The organism is Nonomuraea sp. NPDC049421 (genome assembly GCF_040677005.1).
In the GTDB taxonomy this organism is placed as follows: domain Bacteria; phylum Actinomycetota; class Actinomycetes; order Streptosporangiales; family Streptosporangiaceae; genus Nonomuraea; species Nonomuraea salmonea.
On the sequence record NZ_JBFAQA010000006.1, the window covers coordinates 298,249 to 315,462 of the forward strand.

15 protein-coding genes are annotated in these 17,214 nt (G+C 71.8%); 2 read left to right on the top strand and 13 right to left on the bottom strand.

What is annotated here, in order from left to right:
• Positions 1-203: 203 nt before the first annotated feature.
• The 5 genes from ftsY to AB0K18_RS13580 form a co-directional block, all read right to left on the bottom strand.
• Positions 204-1,385 carry a signal recognition particle-docking protein FtsY gene (gene ftsY, locus AB0K18_RS13560; RefSeq protein WP_364914238.1) on the bottom strand — a complete coding sequence of 394 codons (1,182 nt, stop codon included), beginning with the start codon at positions 1,383-1,385 and terminating at the stop codon, positions 204-206.
• Positions 1,386-1,438: 53 nt separating this feature from the next.
• Positions 1,439-5,119, bottom strand: a complete 3,681-nt coding sequence (gene smc, locus AB0K18_RS13565) for a chromosome segregation protein SMC (RefSeq protein ID WP_364914240.1) — start codon at positions 5,117-5,119, stop codon at positions 1,439-1,441.
• Between the two features lie 169 nt (positions 5,120-5,288).
• On the bottom strand, positions 5,289-5,483 hold the full coding sequence (locus AB0K18_RS13570; RefSeq protein WP_106249247.1) for a hypothetical protein: 195 nt from the start codon (positions 5,481-5,483) through the stop codon (positions 5,289-5,291).
• A 190-nt stretch (positions 5,484-5,673) separates the two neighbouring features.
• On the bottom strand, positions 5,674-5,961 hold the full coding sequence (locus tag AB0K18_RS13575) for an acylphosphatase (RefSeq protein ID WP_355428421.1): 288 nt from the start codon (positions 5,959-5,961) through the stop codon (positions 5,674-5,676).
• Positions 5,962-5,978: 17 nt separating this feature from the next.
• Positions 5,979-6,881: a LysR family transcriptional regulator gene (locus tag AB0K18_RS13580; RefSeq protein WP_364914242.1), complete on the bottom strand. Its 903-nt coding sequence runs from the start codon at positions 6,879-6,881 to the stop codon at positions 5,979-5,981.
• A gap of 94 nt (positions 6,882-6,975) precedes the next feature.
• Between AB0K18_RS13580 and AB0K18_RS13585 the strand changes: the two genes are divergently transcribed.
• Entirely contained in the window at positions 6,976-8,151 is a 1,176-nt protein-coding gene (locus AB0K18_RS13585) for an MFS transporter (RefSeq protein WP_364914244.1), read from the top strand.
• Here AB0K18_RS13585 and mutM read toward each other — a convergent pair.
• The 8 genes from mutM to AB0K18_RS13625 form a co-directional block, all read right to left on the bottom strand.
• Positions 8,099-8,944, bottom strand: a complete 846-nt coding sequence (gene mutM, locus AB0K18_RS13590) for a bifunctional DNA-formamidopyrimidine glycosylase/DNA-(apurinic or apyrimidinic site) lyase (RefSeq protein WP_364914246.1) — start codon at positions 8,942-8,944, stop codon at positions 8,099-8,101. The two genes, AB0K18_RS13585 and mutM, sit on opposite strands and share 53 nt — an antisense overlap.
• Before the next feature lie 567 nt (positions 8,945-9,511).
• Positions 9,512-10,225, bottom strand: a complete 714-nt coding sequence (gene rnc, locus AB0K18_RS13595) for a ribonuclease III (RefSeq protein ID WP_364914370.1) — start codon at positions 10,223-10,225, stop codon at positions 9,512-9,514.
• A 222-nt stretch (positions 10,226-10,447) separates the two neighbouring features.
• Positions 10,448-10,627, bottom strand: a complete 180-nt coding sequence (gene rpmF, locus AB0K18_RS13600; protein WP_082535183.1) for a 50S ribosomal protein L32 — start codon at positions 10,625-10,627, stop codon at positions 10,448-10,450.
• Position 10,628: 1 nt separating this feature from the next.
• The gene (locus AB0K18_RS13605) at positions 10,629-11,180 is read right to left on the bottom strand and encodes a YceD family protein (RefSeq protein WP_364914248.1); all 552 of its coding nucleotides are present in this window, start codon (positions 11,178-11,180) and stop codon (positions 10,629-10,631) included.
• A gap of 72 nt (positions 11,181-11,252) precedes the next feature.
• Positions 11,253-11,729 carry a pantetheine-phosphate adenylyltransferase gene (gene coaD / locus AB0K18_RS13610; protein ID WP_364914250.1) on the bottom strand — a complete coding sequence of 159 codons (477 nt, stop codon included), beginning with the start codon at positions 11,727-11,729 and terminating at the stop codon, positions 11,253-11,255.
• A 14-nt stretch (positions 11,730-11,743) separates the two neighbouring features.
• Positions 11,744-12,310, bottom strand: a complete 567-nt coding sequence (gene rsmD / locus AB0K18_RS13615; protein WP_364914252.1) for a 16S rRNA (guanine(966)-N(2))-methyltransferase RsmD — start codon at positions 12,308-12,310, stop codon at positions 11,744-11,746.
• Positions 12,311-12,757: 447 nt separating this feature from the next.
• On the bottom strand, positions 12,758-14,929 hold the full coding sequence (gene recG, locus AB0K18_RS13620; protein WP_364914254.1) for an ATP-dependent DNA helicase RecG: 2,172 nt from the start codon (positions 14,927-14,929) through the stop codon (positions 12,758-12,760).
• Positions 14,930-15,035: 106 nt separating this feature from the next.
• Positions 15,036-16,577 (bottom strand): DAK2 domain-containing protein, encoded by a 1,542-nt coding sequence (locus AB0K18_RS13625; RefSeq protein ID WP_364914256.1) that lies wholly within the window; start codon positions 16,575-16,577, stop codon positions 15,036-15,038.
• A gap of 274 nt (positions 16,578-16,851) precedes the next feature.
• Between AB0K18_RS13625 and rpmB the strand changes: the two genes are divergently transcribed.
• The gene (gene rpmB / locus AB0K18_RS13630; RefSeq protein ID WP_043618345.1) at positions 16,852-17,037 is read left to right on the top strand and encodes a 50S ribosomal protein L28; all 186 of its coding nucleotides are present in this window, start codon (positions 16,852-16,854) and stop codon (positions 17,035-17,037) included.
• Positions 17,038-17,214: the final 177 nt, after the last annotated feature.

A 17,214-nucleotide genomic window follows, 5' to 3' on the forward strand; every position in this document is an offset into this window, starting at 1 on the left:
GGCGCTGTGCCTCGGAGCCGCCGCGGCGGTCGGCTTCACAGTTCCTGGCCGGTGGACGACGATCTTCTTCATGAGCGGCCTTTCACGTTCCAATGGGGACCGAACGATCTTTGATGACGATATATGTCAACACAAGAAAAACCGGTCGATCAAGGCTTATCTGGTAAGGGCTCCTTCACCTTGAATTACGGCGTAACCGTAACTCACTCCCCCAAAATCGCGTCCACGAATACTTCGGGGTCGAAAGGCGCCAGATCGTCGGGCCCCTCGCCCAGCCCCACGAGCTTCACCGGCACGCCCAGCTCCCGCTGCACGGAGATCACGATGCCGCCCTTGGCGGTGCCGTCGAGCTTGGTCAGCGCGATGCCGGTGATGTTGACCACCTCGGCGAACACCTGCGCCTGACGCATGCCGTTCTGGCCGGTGGTGGCGTCGAGCACGAGCAGCACCTCGTCGACCGTGGCCTTCTTCTCGATGACCCGCTTGACCTTGCCCAGCTCGTCCATGAGGCCGGTCTTGGTGTGCAGGCGGCCCGCGGTGTCGACGATGACCGTGTCGACCTTCTCCTCGATGCCCCTGGCCACCGCGTCGAACGCCACCGACGCCGGGTCGCCGCCCTCGGGCCCGCGCACGGTGTCGGCGCCCACCCGCTCGCCCCACGTCTGGAGCTGGTCGGCGGCGGCGGCGCGGAACGTGTCGGCCGCGCCCAGCACGACCTTCTTCCCGTCGCCGATGAGCGAACGGGCCAGCTTGCCGGTGGTGGTGGTCTTGCCGGTGCCGTTGACGCCCACGACCAGCACGACCGCCGGCCGCTCGCCGTGCTTCTGCACCCGCAGCGTACGGTCGAGGTCGGGGTTGACCTGGGCGAGCAGCTGCTCGCGCAGCAGGCCGCGCACCTCCTCCTGGCTGCGGCTGCCGAGCACCTTCACCCGGGTGCGCAGCTCCTCCACCATGACCTGGGTCGGCGCGACGCCCACGTCGGCGCTGATCAGGCTCTCCTCGATCTCGTCCCACACCTCGTCGTCGAGGCGGTCGCGCGAGAGCAGCTCCAGCAGGCCACGGCCGAGCGCGTTCTGCGAGCGGGCCAGCCGCGAGCGCAGCCGCACCATGCGGCCCGCCGACGGCGGCGGCGTCTCGACCTCGGGCTCCTTGACGAGCGGCTCGGCCGGCTTGACCTCAGGCGGCGGCAGCGTGGTGGTCGCGCCCTCGGCCTCCTCACCGGCGCCGGCGGGCCGCTTCGCCTCCTCCTCCGGCAGCACCGGGGTCTCCGGCGGCTTGACCGGCGGGGCCGCCTTGCGGCCCGGCCTGAACAGCAGGAACAGACCGCCGACCGCCAGCACGGCGACGACGGCCACGATCACGATCACACCGAGGTAACCATCCACAAGATGTCAGTTTTCCAGATCGTCCGGCATGCTCACGCACAAGGCCACACCGATCAGGCGGACTCTCGCTCCCTGAGCCGCTGGCTGACCACCTGTGTCACGCCGTCACCGCGCATCGACACGCCGTAGAGGGCGTCGGCGATCTCCATCGTGCGCTTGTTGTGCGTGATGACGATGAGCTGTGAGCTCTGCCGCAATTCCTCGAACAGAGTCAGCAACCGCTGCGTGTTGGTGTCGTCGAGGGCTGCTTCGACCTCGTCCATGACGTAGAACGGCGACGGCCGCGCCTTGAAGATCGAGATGAGGAACGCCACCGCGGTCAACGAGCGCTCGCCGCCCGACAGCAGCGACAGCCGCTTGACCTTCTTGCCCGGCGGCCGCGCCTCGACCTCGATGCCCGTGGTCAGCATGTCGGACGGCTCGGTCAGCACCAGCCGGCCCTCGCCGCCGGGGAAGACCCTGGTGAAGATCTGCTCGAACTCGCGGGCGACGTCCTCGTAGGCCGAGGCGAACATCTGCTCCACCCGGTCGTCGACCTCCTTGACCACGGTCAGCAGGTCGCGCCTGGTCTTCTTGAGGTCTTCGAGCTGGGAGTTGAGGAACGCGTGGCGCTCCTCCAGGGCCGCGAACTCCTCAAGCGCGAGCGGGTTGACCTTGCCGAGCTGGTTCATCTGCCGCTCGGCGGCCCTGGCCCGCTTCTCCTGCTCCTCGCGTACGAAGGGGACCGGCGGCTCGCCCGGCACCGGCGCATCGGGCCCGTATTCGGCGACCAGCGCCTCGGCCTCGACGCCGAACTCCTCCAGCGCCCGCTGCTCCATCTGCTCCAGGCGCAGCCGCTGCTCGGTGCGGGCCATCTCGTTGCCGTGGACCCGGTTGACCAGCTTGTCGAGCTCCTGGCCCAGCTCACGGACGCGGACCCGTACCTGCTTGAGCTCGGCGTCGACCGCGACCCTGGCCAGCTCGGCCTCGTCGCGCTCGCGCTCGGCCAGCGCGATCGACTGGGCCAGCGCCGCGAGCACCTTCCTCGCGCCCTTGCTGACGGCCTCGGCCAATGCCGCCTGACGCCTGCGCCTGGCCCGCTGAGCGGCCGCCTGGGCGCGTTCCTCGCGCTCGCGCCGCGCGGCCCGCAGCAGGCCGTCCGCGCGGCCCTCGATGCCCTTGACCCGCTCCTCCGCGGTGCGCACCTGGAGGCGGGTGTCCATCTCGCGCTGCCTGGCCGCCTCGCAGGCGCTCGCCAGCTCGTCGCGCAGGTCGGTGGTGGGCTCGGACTCCAACTCCTGGGCGTATTCGGCCTCGGCCAGCCGGACCTCCAGCTCGGCGAGCTCCTCAAGTCGCTCGGTGCGGGCCTCCTCGGCCCTGGCCACGCTCGCGGTCAGCCGCTCGGCCTCGTCGCGGGCGGCGTTGGCGGCGGCCTCGATCTGGGCCAGCCGCCTGGCGGCCGCCGCGTTGGCCTGGTCGGCCTCGCGCTGGCGGCCCCTGATCTGGTCGAGTGCGCCCTGCGCGGCGCTCACCCCGGCCTGGGCGGTGGTGACGGCCGTCTGCGCCTCGTTGACGCGGGCCTGGCCGGCCTCCAGCGCGGACTGGGCGGCCTGCTCCGCGGCCATCGCCTCGTCCAGCGCCACGGCGCTCTGCTCGGCCCTGGACTCGGCCGCCTCAAGGTCGGCGACGGCCTCGTCGAGCGCGGCCCGCACCTGCAGCACGGAGGTGCCGCCGGTGGACCCGCCGGCCGCCAGGTGGGCGCCGACGAGATCGCCGTCCTTGGTGACCGCCCGCAGCTCGGGATGCCGCTCGACCAGCGCCCGCGCGCCGTCGAGGTCGTCGGTGAGCACCACGCCCGCCAGTACGTGGTCGAGCGCGGGCCGCAGGTGCTCGGGCACCGTCACCAGGTCGGCCACCCACCGGCCACCGCCCGGCGCCGCGCCGCGCGGGTCTCCTCCGTGGCCGTTCGAGAGCGCCACCAGGAGCGTCGCCTGGCCGGTGCTCTGGGTGCGCAGCAGCTCAAGGGCCTCGACGGCCGTGTCGAGCGACTTGACCGCGACGGCCTCGGCGACCGGCCCGAGCACGGCGGCGACCGCCTGCTCGGCTCCCGGCGTCACCTGCATCGAGGCGGCCAGCGGCCCCAGCACCCCGCCGAGGTCGGCGTCGAGCAGCGCGGCCCCGCCGTCGCCCTTGGCCAGGCTCATCTCCAGCGCGTCGCGGCGGGCGGCCAGCGCGGCCACCGCGCGCTGCGCCTCCTGGTCGGCGGCGCGGGCGGTGCTCACACCGGCCTTGGCGGCCTGTACGGCGGCACGCGGCGCGTCGAGACCGGAGCGCGCCTCGTCGGCCGCCGCGCGGGCCTCGTCGGCCACCGCCTTGGCCTCCTCGACGGCGGCCTGCGCCGCGGCCAGCTCGTCGGCCAGCCCGGGATCGACGGCGGGCTCCTCCAGCCGCTGCGCCTCAAGGTCCTCCCTGGCGCGGCGCTCGCGCTCGGCGGCGTCGGCCACGGCCTGGCGCAGGCGGCCGATCTCCTCCTCGGCGGCCCGCGCGCGGCTGCGTACGGAGTCGACCTGGCCGCGCAGCTTGGCCAGGCCCTCGCGGCGGTCGGCGGCGGCCCTGGCGGCCAGCGCGAGCCGCCGCTCCTCGGCGCCCAGCTCGGCCTCGGCCGCGGCCCGCCGCTGGACGGCGTCGTCGAGCAGCTCCTGGGCCTGCTCCAGCTCGGCCCGCAGCAACTGCTCGCGCTCGCGCACCTCTGCGGCCTCGCGCTCCAAATCCTCAGGGTCGCGCCCGCGCCGCTCGATGGCGGCGGCGTCGAGCGCGTGGCGGTGGCGCTCGGCGGCCAGCTGCTCAAGGCCGGTGGTGCGCTCGCGCAGCGAGGAGAGCCTGAAGTAGGTCTCCTGGGCGGCGGCCAGCCGCGGCTGGGTCTCGGCCTCGGCCGCCTCCAGCGCCGCCTCCCGCTGCTGCGCCTCGGCCAGCTCGGTCTCGACCTGCTGCCGCCTGGCCGTGATCGCGGCCTCGTCGGCGGCCTCGCGCTCAAGAGTGGCGCGCAGGATGCACACGTCGTCGGCCAGCAGCCTGAGCCTGGCGTCGCGCAGGTCGGCCTGGATGACGGCGGCCTTGCGGGCGATCTCGGCCTGCCGGCCCAGCGGCTTGAGCTGGCGGCGCAGCTCGGTGGCGAGGTCTTGGACGCGGGTCAGGTTGGCCTGCATCGCGTCGAGCTTGCGCAGCGCCTTTTCCTTGCGCTTGCGGTGCTTGAGCACCCCCGCTGCCTCTTCGATGAACGCCCGGCGATCTTCGGGGCCCGCGTGCAGCACGGCGTCGAGCTGGCCCTGGCCGACGATGACGTGCATCTCGCGGCCGATGCCGGAGTCGGACAGCAGCTCCTGGATGTCGAGCAGGCGGCAGGTGTCGCCGTTGATCGCGTATTCGCTCTGCCCCGACCTGAACATCAGCCGGCTGATCGTGACCTCGGTGTAGTCGATCGGCAGGGCGCCGTCGCTGTTGTCGATGGTCAGCGTGACCTCGGCGCGGCCGAGCGGCGGCCGGTTGGCCGTGCCGGCGAAGATGACGTCCTCCATCTTGCCGCCGCGCAGCGACTTGGCGCTGTGCTCGCCCATGACCCAGGCCAGGGCGTCGACGACGTTGGACTTGCCCGAGCCGTTGGGGCCGACCACGCAGGTGATGCCCGGCTCGAAGCGCAGGGCGGTCGCCGAGGCGAAGGACTTGAAGCCGCGCAGGGTGAGGGTCTTCAGGTACACGAGCGCGACCCCCTCTCCCCGGAACGGACTCGGAAAAGCCTACTGGTCCCGGCCGCCGCGAGTGGGCATCTGCCGCAGGGACCGCACGTGACCGCGCCGCCGTGGGTTCAGGGCAAATAACAAGGGACGCCTCTTCGAGACGTCCCTGGGTCTTGCGCTCCGATCACTCTCAGGTGAGTGCCGGCTCGCGCTCCTGCATGCGGCTGATTGCCTCGTCGCGGGTTTGCGCCGCAAGAGCGTCATTCGTGGCCTGAAGTCGGATGAGTTCTGCCTCCAGATCCCGGATACGCTGCTGCAGGCGGCGCATCTCCGAGACCATTCGAGGGTCAGGACCGCCGACGTGGCCGAGTAGAGCCTTCGCCATGGTAAAGGGTCCTCCACGCTGAGTGACCAGACTGGTTCGCGCACTTCTATTCCGCGGGAGGGGTGCGCGTGGTACCTAACAAGAGTCGCACCGGCAGTGTGGGCGGTCAAGTCGATCGAACCGCTGAGCCCTACTGATGGGCACTCCCGACATACAACTATACCCTATTTGGGCCGTTTAGCGAAACGAGCTACCTTTCCACAAACCCCCCCAAACTACCTCGGGGTTCGCTCCAGCGTTCCACTACTCCATCCACTCTGCCCGGCGTGTCGCAACCTCTGAGCAGCTCCAGGAGCTTGACGCACGCCTCGCGCGGCCCCTCCGCGACCACCTCCACGCGGCCGTCGTCGGTGTTGCGCGCCCAGCCGGTCAGACCGAGTTCCAGCGCCCGCGAACGGGTCCACCAGCGAAAGCCCACACCCTGTACCCGGCCGCGCACCCAGGCGGTCAGCCGGGCATCGGCACCGCTGTCAGGCATCCGGACTCCTCCATGGATCAGGCCACCAGGGCGGGCACCGCGTTCGCGTTCGCGACCGCGGCCTCGTTGAACGCCCTGACGGCGGCCGTCTCACCCGCCTTCGGCCAGGCCAGGCCGAGTATCGAGGCGGGCAGCCCGGTGACCGGCACGAAAGCGACGTCGGGCCTGGCGTGGTGGGCAGCCGTGGGCGTGCAGAAGAGCATGCCGCCCCGGTCGAGCGCCACCTGGGTCAGGCCCTCCTGCGTGGTCGCCACCTTACCGGCCTGCGAAATCGTCCGGCCTGAAGGGGTCCTCGGCGGCGCGATCCGCTCACGCCAGGAGCGCGGGGCGGGGCCGTCCAGCCCGATCAGCGGCACCGAGGCCAGCTCCTCCGCCTCGATGACCGTCCTGCCCGCCATCGGGTGGCGTACGGACAGGCCGAGCCGGTAGGGGACCCGGTTGAGCGGCTCGCCGGTGACCAGGTCGGGCTCGTCCACGGGCAGCAGCGTGAACGCGACGTCCACCTCGCCGGCCCGCAGCCTGCCGAAGGGGTCGGACAGCGGGATCTCGATCAGCTCGACCTCGCTGCCCGGGTTGCCCCGCTCGAACGCCCGCACGCTGCCCGTCACCACGTCGGTCGGCGTGGCCAGGAACCCCACCCTGAGCACCCTCGTCACGCCCCTGGCCGCCGCCCTGGCGCGCCGCACGGCCTGGGAGAGTCCGTCGTAGGAGGGCCGCAGGTCGGCCAGGAACCGCTCGCCGAGCGGCGTCAGGCGGACGCGCCTGCTGGTCCGCTCGAACAACCGGCCGCCGATCCTGCTCTCCAGCGAGCGCACGAGCTGGCTCACCCGGCCCGGCGACAGGTAGAGCCGCTCGGCCGTACGCGCGAAGTGCATCTCCTCGCTGAGGACGACGAAGCACTCCAGCTCCCTGAACTCCATCGGCGCCTCCACACCCGGATCGCTTAGCCTGCCTAAACCAAGCCTTCGGGCTTCGTCATTGTTCCCGCTCCCGGGCCGCACGAGGCTGAGCGGCATGACGATGACCGATGTTCCGAGCGCCGTACGCGCGCGCTGGCTCGCCGTGGCCTCCGTCGCGGTGGGCACCTTCACCGTGGTGACCAGCGAGATGCTGCCCGTCGGGCTGCTCACCTCGATCGCCGCCGACCTCGGCGTCTCGGCGGGCACGGCGGGCCTGGCGATGACGGCTCCCGGGCTGGTGGCCGCCGTCGCCGCGCCCGCGCTGGCGTTCACCACCCGCCGCATGGACCGGCGGCTGCTCCTCATCGGGCTGATGGCGCTGCTCGGGGTGGCGAACCTGATGGCCGCCGCCGCACCCGGCAACGCCGTCATGCTGGCCGCTAGGGTGCTGACAGGGGTGAGCATCGGCGGGTTCTGGGCGTTCGCCGCCGCTCTGGGATCGCGGCTGGTGCCGGAACGCTCCGTGGGGCGGGCCACCTCGATCATCCTGGGCGGGGTGTCGGTGGCGTCGGTGCTGGGGGTGCCCGCGGCGACGTTCGTGTCGTCGTTCGCGGGGTGGCGCAGCGCGTTCGTCGCCGCCGGCGTGCTGGCGCTCGGGTTGCTCGCGGTCCTGGCCGCGACGCTGCCGCCGTTGCGTCCTCCGGCCGGGGAATCGGGGCCCGCGACGCGGGAGAAGCGCTTCTCGTGGCTCTCAGGGCCGCTCATCCTCGTCCTGGTGCTCACCGCCCTGACCATCTCGGGGCACTTCGCGGCCTACACCTACGTACGCCCGTTCCTGGAGCAGGTCTCAGGCGCCGGACCCGCCCTCGTCGGCACCGCGCTCCTCCTGTACGGCGCCGCCGGCGTGGCGGGCAACTTCGCCGCGGGCTCCCGCGCGGCCAGGAACCCCAAGTCCACCTTCATCGTGCTGGTCGTCCTGATGGCCGTGGCCATGTCGGCGCTCCTGCTGACCGGCGTGCCGCCGCTGACCGCGCTGGTCGTCTGGGGGCTCGGCTACGGCGGCGTCGGCGTCGCCCTGCAGCTCTGGCTCATGCGCGAGGGCGGCGGCGAACTCGGCACGGCACTCTACGTCAGCTCGTTCAACGTCTCCATCGCCCTCGGCGCCCTGGCCGGCGGCCGGATCACGGACGCGGCGCCGGTGCCCGCCGTGATGGGGGCGGGCGCCGCGCTCACCGTGGTCAGCGTGGTCGTCGCTGGCATCTGGGGCAGGAATAGGACGACCGGTTCATGAACGCCTCGCGCCTGATGGCCGTGCCGCAGCGGGAGCAGGGCAGGTCGCGGCGGCCGTACACCTCCAGCGAGCGCTCGAAGTAGCCGCTCTCGCCGTTGACGTTGACGTACAGGCTGTCGAACGAGGTGCCGCCCTGCTCCAGCGCCGCGCCCATCACGGTGCGTACGGCGGACACCAGCTCGGCGATCTTGGGCCGGGTGAGCGTCTCGGTGGGCCTGGCCCAGTGCAGCCTGGCGATCCACAGGGCCTCGTCGGCGTAGATGTTGCCGACGCCGCTGATCAGCGACTGGTCGAGCAGGGCCCGTTTGATCTCCGTGCGCCTGGCCCGCAGCCTGCGCGCGAACTCGGCCTCGTCGAACACCGGCTCGAACGGGTCGGGGGCGATGTGCGCGATCGGCGCGGGCACCCCGTCCACCAGCGGCGTCAGCATCACGTGGCCGAACGTGCGCTGGTCGACGAAGCGCAGGTCGGGACCGCCGTCCTCGAAGCGCAGGCGGACCCGCAGGTGCTTCTCCGGCGGCGACTCGGGATCGACGACGAGGAGCTGGCCGCTCATCCCCAGGTGGGCGAGCAGCGCCTCCTCGGCTCCCGACAGCGGCAGCCACAGGTATTTGCCGCGGCGCTCGGCCGACAGCAGCGTGCGGCCCTTCAGCCGGGCGGCGAACTCGTCGGCGCCCGGCACGTGCCGCCTGATCGCGCGCGGATGCAGCACCTCTGCGGCGGCGATCTCGCGCCCGATCACCCATTGCGCGAGGCCGCGCCTGACGACCTCGACCTCCGGCAGCTCAGGCACCTCGAACCTCGTCCTTCGACATCGGGGGGAACGTAAGTCTCACCCTCCGGACAACATCGGACGCCTCCCCGGCCCTTCCCGGCGCCCTGCTCCCGGCCACCCGCACCGGACCCACCATCGTCCGCCACACCGGCTCTCCGCCGAAAGCCCTCCAGCCCCAAAGCCCCCGACCGAAACCCCACCCGCGACCCGAATCCCGTTTTCCAGCCACCCGAAACCTCCCGCTCCCAGCCGCCGAAACCCGGCGAACAAGCACCCCGCACCCGAAGACGCCCAAAGCCGACAAGCGAACTCTCCACCGCTCATGGACCGGTCGGTGGGCGGGCTCGCCTCCGCTCATGGAGCGGTCGGCCAGCGGGGACTTTCACACTGCTCACCGGCTCGCGCCCGCCTCTGCGCGGCTGCCGCGCTGCTCACTGACCCGAAGACCCGGCTCACGCCCGCCTCTGCGCGACCTCCGCGCTGCTCACTGACGCGAGGACCCGGCTCACGCCCGCCTCTGCGCGGCCTCCGCGCCCCGACGTGGGGCCCGCCCGGCCGAGCGGGGTACCAGCGGACCGTGAGGGGTCAGCCGGTGGGCTGGCTTTCGCGTTGTTCGCGGCGGGCGCGGATGCGGGTCCAGGCCGCCTCGGCGGCCTGCTGCTCGGCCTCCTTCTTGCTGCGGCCGGTGCCCGAGCCGTAGGACTCGCCGCCGACCCGCACCATGGCCGTGAACGACTTGGCGTGGTCGGGCCCGCTCTCCTCGACGTGGTATTCGGGCACGCCGAGCGCCTCGGAGGCGGTCAGCTCCTGAAGGGAGGTCTTCCAGTCGAGCCCGGCGCCTAGCGAGGCAGAGCGCACGATCAGCGGGTCGAACAGCAGGTGCACGACCCGGAACGCCTCGTCGAGGCCCTTGTCGACGTAGATGGCGCCGATCAGTGCCTCAAGGGTGTCGGCCAGGATCGACGACTTGTCCCGCCCGCCGGTGCCCTCCTCGCCCCTGCCGAGCCGCAGGAACCGGCCGAGGCCGAGCCCCCTGGCGACGTCGGCCAGCGCGCGCATGTTGACCACCGCGGCCCGCAGCTTGGCCAGCTGGCCCTCGGGCAGATCGGGGTGGTTGCGGTAGAGCGTGTCGGTGACGACCAGGCCCAGCACGGAGTCGCCCAGGAACTCCAGGCGCTCGTTGGTGGGCAGACCACCGTTCTCGTACGCGTAGGAGCGGTGCGTCAGCGCCCGCTCGAGAATGCCGGTGTCCAGCGTGACGGAAAGGACCCGCTCCAGCTCGTCTCTGGCGACCTCCACGGCCACCGGCTTAGGACCTGCGCCCACGTGCTTCCTCCTCGGACATCTTCACATGGCGCGCCGACTGCGGAAGATGCCCGAAAACGTGGTGGGCGTCGGGGTAACGCGTTAGCCCCGGCGTCCACCACGGCCGCGGGCGAACCGCCGCCGCACGCATCTGAGACGGTAACGCCGACCGAGGCACAATGGCACTCGGTCGGCATCACGTCAACTGCTGGCGGATCAGGCGGACGGCTCGACGACCTGACGGCGGTTGTAGGTGCCGCAGGTGGGGCACGCGATGTGCGGCTGCTTCGGCGAACGGCACTGCGGGCAGCTCACCAGGGCGACAGCAGTCGTCTTCCACTGGGAGCGACGGGCGCGGGTGTTGCTCCGCGACATCTTTCGCTTCGGGACGGCCACGTCACTTCTCCTGATCGTTATCTTTGTCGGTAATCAGACCCTGCAACGACGCCCAGCGGGCGTCGATCTTCTCGTGCCCGTGGTCATCGCCGGCCTCGGCCAGCTTGACCCCGCACTCCGCACAGAGCCCCGCGCAGTCCTCGCGGCACACCGGGCTCAGCGGCAGTGCGAGCACCACCGCGTCGCGGAACGTCGGCTCGAGGTCGAGCAGCTCACCGTCGAGCAGTGAGTCCTCCTCCGAGGCGTCCTCGTCGGAGTAGAAGAACAGCTCCTGCAGGTCGACCTGGATCTCCGAGGAGACCGGGTCGAGACACCGCGCGCACTCCCCGGCGAGCGGGGCCTGCGCCGTGCCTGACACGAGCACGCCTTCCATCACTGCCTCGAGCCGGAGATCCAGCTCGACTTCGGCGTCCTTGGGAACGCCGATCATGTCGACGCCGAGATCCACCGGTGCCGGGAGGACCAGGGTCATCTGCCGCATCGTGCCCGGCCGCTTCCCCAGGTCATGTGTGGAGATCACCCACGGGGAGCGGGGGTCGAGGTGCTGAGTCATCCTGCTCTCGCTAGGCATGGCGAAAAGCATCGCCGTCGTACAAGGCCGAAAAGTAAGGATAGCAGCTTGCGACTAGCCTCTGAGCCGCTCAATGAGCAGCTGGTGGACCAGGTCGGGCACGAGACCCGAGACGTCACCACCATACCGGGCGATCTCCTTCACCCGGGACGACGACAGGAACGAGTACTCGGGGTTGGTGGGCATGAACAGCGTCTCGACCCCGGACATCCGGTAGTTGAGCTGAGCCATCTGCAGCTCGTAGTCGAAGTCGCTGACCACCCTGATGCCCTTGACGATGGCGGGGATGTCGTTCTGCTTGCAGAAGTCGACGAGCAGGCCGTGGAACTTGCGCACCTTGACGTTCGGATATTCCTTGGTCACGGTCTGCAGCATCTCGATGCGTTCGTCCACCGTGAACAGGCTGGATTTCTCGACGTTGATGAGGACTGCCACGGTCACCTCGTCGTACAACCGCGCGGAGCGGCCGATGATGTCGAGGTGGCCATTGGTGATGGGGTCGAACGACCCCGGGCAGACTACGCGGCGCAAGACGCCTCCCAGGTCTACGGGTTCCCGGCGGCGCGACCGTACCAAACGGACGCTTCGCCATATCTACGGACCCTCTCCTCAACGTACCCCTTTGGCCACATCAGCGGACCTCCCCGGCTTTCCCTCTCGAAAGCCACCAATCCCTCTTCGACCAGCCAGCCGTTGTCCCGCAGCAGCTCAAGCACCGTCCGCACCTCGTCGTCCGGCACCGCGTAGGGGGGATCGGCGAAGACGATGTCGTACGGCGTGTCGGCTTGCCTGCCGAGCACCCGCTGCACCTTGTCGGCCACCACTCGCGCCCCGGCGAGGCTGAGCGAGTCGACGTTGGCCTTGATCGTGCGCACCGCCTTGGGGTCGGACTCCACCAGCACCGCCTCGGCCGCGCCCCGCGACAGCGCCTCCAGCCCGACCGCGCCCGAGCCGGCGTAGAGGTCGAGGACGCGGGCGTCGCGCAGGCCGTAGAGGGAGTCGAGCGTCAAGAGGATGCCTTCTCTGGCCCTGTCGCTGGTCGGCCGTGTGCCGCGCCCCGGCGGCACCGCCAGCCGCCGCCCACCCGCCGTGCCTGCGATGATCCGCGTCATGTCACCCATTGTCCCGCATGTTCACGCAGGTCAAGAGTGGACAAGTGTCGGCCTCGACTGCGCAAGGGTGATTCACATCGGGCCGGGCGGCCCGCATGATGATTCTGCGGCCTTCAAGGTGACCCACATGAAGGCCGACCGGCGTGATCGTGAGCCCTTCCGCACGCCGGTTCCCTCGGCACCTGACCCGAGGGTGGGCCCAGCCGGGGACGGCATTCGGGGGGAGGCCGTCCCCGGCGGCTGGGCCTGAACTCGCCTCACAAGCACCCGGCCATCGGCCGCTCCGCACCCCCGGCGCGCCGGCCGTTCCCACGGCTCGACCGCCCGCCCTCCACGACCGCCGGCTGCCCCTCCCGCGCGCCTTCCGGCCGACCGGCCTGCCCAACCCCCGCCCGCGGGCAGGCCCGCAACGCGCGCCCTCCGCAGTCGGACGGGCTCATCGGGCCGTCAGGTCTTCTCCAGGTAGTCGGCCTTCTCATCGGCCAGCAGCCGGTCTATCTCCGCGCGCAGGCCCGCGTGCCTGGTCAGATCGGGGTCGTCGGTCAGCAGGGCGGCGGCCTCGTCGCGGGCGGTGGCGATGACGTCCTCGTCGCGCAGCAGCTGCAGCAGCTTCAGCGACGTCCGCTTGCCCGACTGCGCCGCGCCCAGCACGTCGCCCTCACGCCGCTGCTCCAGGTCGACCCGCGACAGCTCGAACCCGTCGAGCGTGGCCGCCACCGCGTCGAGGCGGGCGCGGGCCGGGGTGCCCTCGGGGAAGTCGGTGACCAGCAGGCAGAGCCCGGGCAGCCCGCCCCGGCCGACCCGGCCCCTGAGCTGGTGGAGCTGGGAGACGCCGAAGCGGTCGGCGTCCATGATGATCATGACGGACGAGTTGGGCACGTCGACGCCGACCTCGATGACCGTCGTCGCCACCAGCACGTCGAGCTCGCCCCGCGTGAAGGCCCGCATGATCGCGTCCTTCTCCTCGGGCGGGAGCTTGCCGTGCAGCGTGCCCACCCGCAGGTCGTGGAAGGGCCCCTCGGTGAGCATCTCGGCCACGTCGAGGACCGCGAGCGGCGGCCGCCGCTCGTCGTCGGACGCCGCCATGTCGCCCTCGTCGCCTTCGAGGTCGCCGATGCGCGGGCACACGATGTACGCCTGCCGCCCCAGCGCCACCTCCTCCTTGACCCGCTGCCAGGTGCGCTCGAGGTAATGGGGCTTCTCGGCGGCCGGCACGACGTGGGTGGTGATCGGCGCACGACCGGACGGGAGCTGCGAGAGCGTCGAGACCTCGAGGTCGCCGAAGACGGTCATGGCGACCGTACGCGGGATCGGGGTGGCGGTCATGACCAGCACGTGCGGCCTGGCGTCACCGGCCTTCTCGCGCAGCGCGTCACGCTGCTCCACCCCGAACCGATGCTGCTCGTCCACCACGACCAGCCCCAGATCGGCGAACTGCACGTGTTCCTGCAGCAGCGCGTGGGTGCCGACGACGACGCCGGCCGTGCCCGAGGCCGCGTCGAGCAGCGCGGAGCGCCGCGCGGCGGCCCCCATGGACCCGGTCAGCAGCGTGACCGCGGTGCCGCCGAACATGCCGCCCTGCGCCAGGTCGCCCAGCATCGTGGTGATCGAGCGATGGTGCTGCTGGGCCAGCACCTCAGTGGGTGCCAGCAGCGCCGCCTGCCCGCCGGCGTCGACCACCTGCAGCATCGCCCGCAGCGCCACCACCGTCTTGCCCGCGCCGACCTCGCCCTGCAGCAGCCGGTGCATCGGGTGCGCGGTCGCCAGGTCGGCGGCGATCTCCTCGCCCACCTGGGCCTGCCCCTCGGTCAGCGCGAACGGCAGCCGCCCGTCGAAGTCGGCGAGCATGCCGTCGGAGCGCCGGGGCCGCGGCTTGGCCGGCCACGCGGTCGCCGCCTGGCGCCGCTGGAGCAGCACGGCCTGCAGCACGAACGCCTCGTCGAACTTCAGCCTGTTACGCGCCCGCCCGACCTCCGCGAAGTCCTTCGGCCGGTGGATCGCCACGAGCGCGTCGCCGAGGTCCTGCAGGCCGTGGCGGGCCCGCAGCGCGGCGGGCAGCGGGTCGTCGAGCGGGCCCAGCGTGTCGAGCACGACGCCGACGGCCCGCCTGATGGCCCACGGCGTGAGGTCCTTGCCCGCCGGATAGATCGGCACCGGCGCCGCCGCGAACTCCTCAGCGCTCGCCTCGCCCTCCTCGAACAGCTCGAACTCCGGGTGCGCGAGCTGCCAGCGCGGCTTCGACCGCGCGCCGAACAGCCCCACCTTGCCGGCGAACATGCCGCGCCTGCCCGGCTTGAGCCGCGACTCGGCCACGTGGGAGCCCTTGCCGAAGAACGACAGATAGATCCTGTTGCCGTTGCCGTCGACGACCTCGGCCTCCAGCCAGGTGCCGCCGCGGTTGCGCATCGGCTTGCGCATGAGCCTGGTCACCTCGCCCACCACGGTGACGTGCTCGTCGACCTCGAGCGCGTCGAGCGAGGTCAGCTCGCCGCGCTCGGCGTAGCGTCGCGGATAGTGGCGCAGCAGGTCGCCGACCGTCTCCAGGCCGAGCACGCTGTGCAGCAGCTTGGCGGTCTTCGGGTCGAGCGCCTTCGTCAGAGGCTCGTCGAAACGGCTCACGGCAATAAGTTCTACCGCTTGCGGCCGACAGGAATCCCCAGCGACGCCGGGGATCACTCCACGCCGTCGCGGCGGGGACCGTGCGAAGCACCCAGGGGGCCGGGGATCACTCCACGCCGATGAGGAGCGGGTAGCCGCCCTGCTCGCCGTCGTACACGACGAGGTCCACGTCGGGCCGTGTGCCCGCGACGTGCCGCTCCACCTCGGACGCCGCCTCCCCCGCGCCCTCGCCGGTGACCAGCGTGACCAGCTCGCCGCCGCCCGCCAGCATGCGGTCCACCACCGTGACCGCCACGCCGGCGACCGACTCGCCGATCACGGCCACGTCCCCGCCGATCAGGCCCAGGACGTCGCCGGGCCGGCACACCCCGGCGCTCGTGAACGCCTCCTTGTCCGCCACCGTCACGTGCCCGCAGCGGGTGTGCCCCGCGGCGTCGGTCATCGCCACCACGTCGTCGTCGAAACGCCGCAGCGGATCGTGCACGGCCAGCGCGGCCAGCCCCTGCACGGTCGCCTCCGTGGGCAGCACGCTGACCGTCACGCCCTCCTCGCGGGCGATCTCGGCGGCAGCGGCGGCGACCGCGCGTACGCCGTCGTCGTTCGGCAGCACGGCGACCTCGTCACCGGCCTGCCTGATCGCGGCCAGCAGCGCGGGCAAGGTGGGACGGGTGCCGGGCGCGCGGCGTACGACGATCGCGCCGCACTCCTCGAACAGCGCCGCGATGCCGTCGCCCGCCGCGACCACCACCACGCCGCTGCCACTGCCGCCCTTATGAGTGCGTTCGGCCAGGTACGTGATCCTGATCCGGTACGGCCGCCCCGCCCTGATCCCCGCCTCCACCGCGGGACCGGCTTCGGGGACGTGGACGTGCACGTTCCACAGCCCGTCGCCGCCCACCACGACCAGCGAGTCGCCCATGGCGTCGAGCTCCTCCCGCAGCGCGGCCACCGCCCGGTCGCCGGCGTCCAGCAGGTACATGACCTCGTAGCCCGCGCCCGCCTCCGTCATCGGCGTCACCCGGGAGGTCGGCGCGGGCACCTCGTAGTGCTCGGCGGCGCCGCCCGTGACCACCGTGGCCAGCGTCTCCAGCACGATCGCCGCCCCCGCGCCGCCGGCGTCCACCACGCCGCTGCGCGCCAGCACGTCGAGCTGCTCAGGCGTACGGCCGAGCGCCGCCCGCGCCTCACCCGCCGCCTGCCGCGCCACCTCGGGCAGGTCGCCCTCCACCTCCTGGACGGCCCGCGCCGCCGACTCCAGCACGCTCAGCACCGTGCCCTCGACCGGCCTGGCCACCGCCTCCCTGGCGAGCACCGCCGCTCTGAGCAGCCCCGCCCGCAGGTCGGAGCCGTCCTTGAGCACCTCGGCGAGGCCGCGCAGCGCCTGGCTGACGATCACCCCCGAGTTACCGCGCGCCCCCATCAGCGCGCCGTAGGAGAGGGTCTGCCAGACCACGGCGGCGTCCACGTCCTCGGGCAGCGACTCGACGGCCTCGGCCGCCGACAGCATGGTGAGGTGCAGGTTGGTGCCGGTGTCGCCGTCGGCCACCGGGAAGACGTTGAGCGCGTCGATCTCCGTACTGGCCTGGCCCAGCGCGTCGGCGGCCAGGCGGGCCCAGCGGCGTACGGCGGGCGGGTCGAGGATCTTCATCTGGTGCCTCCGGCTGCGTCCCCGACCTACTGCCCCGGCGGTTCGGCCCCGATGACCGGCGCCGATGGTCCGGCACCGGCCGAGCGAACCGCCTGGATGCGCTACGGTTGTGCGAGGAGAATATCGCCGCCCGGGATCCGGCCCAGATGCTCTGGTTCGCGCCCATCGGCGTGGATCGGATATTCTCTTCTGGCTGGCCGGTCGTCCCGGCATGCCCTCCGCCCGGAAAGCATCAGCGGACAGGGCTACATCGACTGTTTTAAGGAGCGATACCGTGGCTTCCGTCTGCGATGTCTGCCGCAAGGGCCCGACCTTCGGCAACAACGTTTCCCACTCCCACCGCCGCACCCGCCGTCGCTGGAACCCCAACATCCAGACGGTCCGCGCGGTCGTCGGCGGCACGCCGAAGAAGCTGAACGTGTGCACCTCGTGCATCAAGGCGGGCAAGGTCACCCGCTAGTTCATCTTTCGAAGGGCCCGCCTCCCGTTCAGGGAGCCGCGGGCCTTCGCCATGTCCGGCCCCCTTTTCCCAACGTGCCGCCGGAAGAGCCCTCAGCGCCGCCTCCAAGAGCTGGAGGCGGCGTCGTCGGTTCAGGAGCCGTCGCCGCCCACACGCGCCGAGGAGAACGCCACTCAG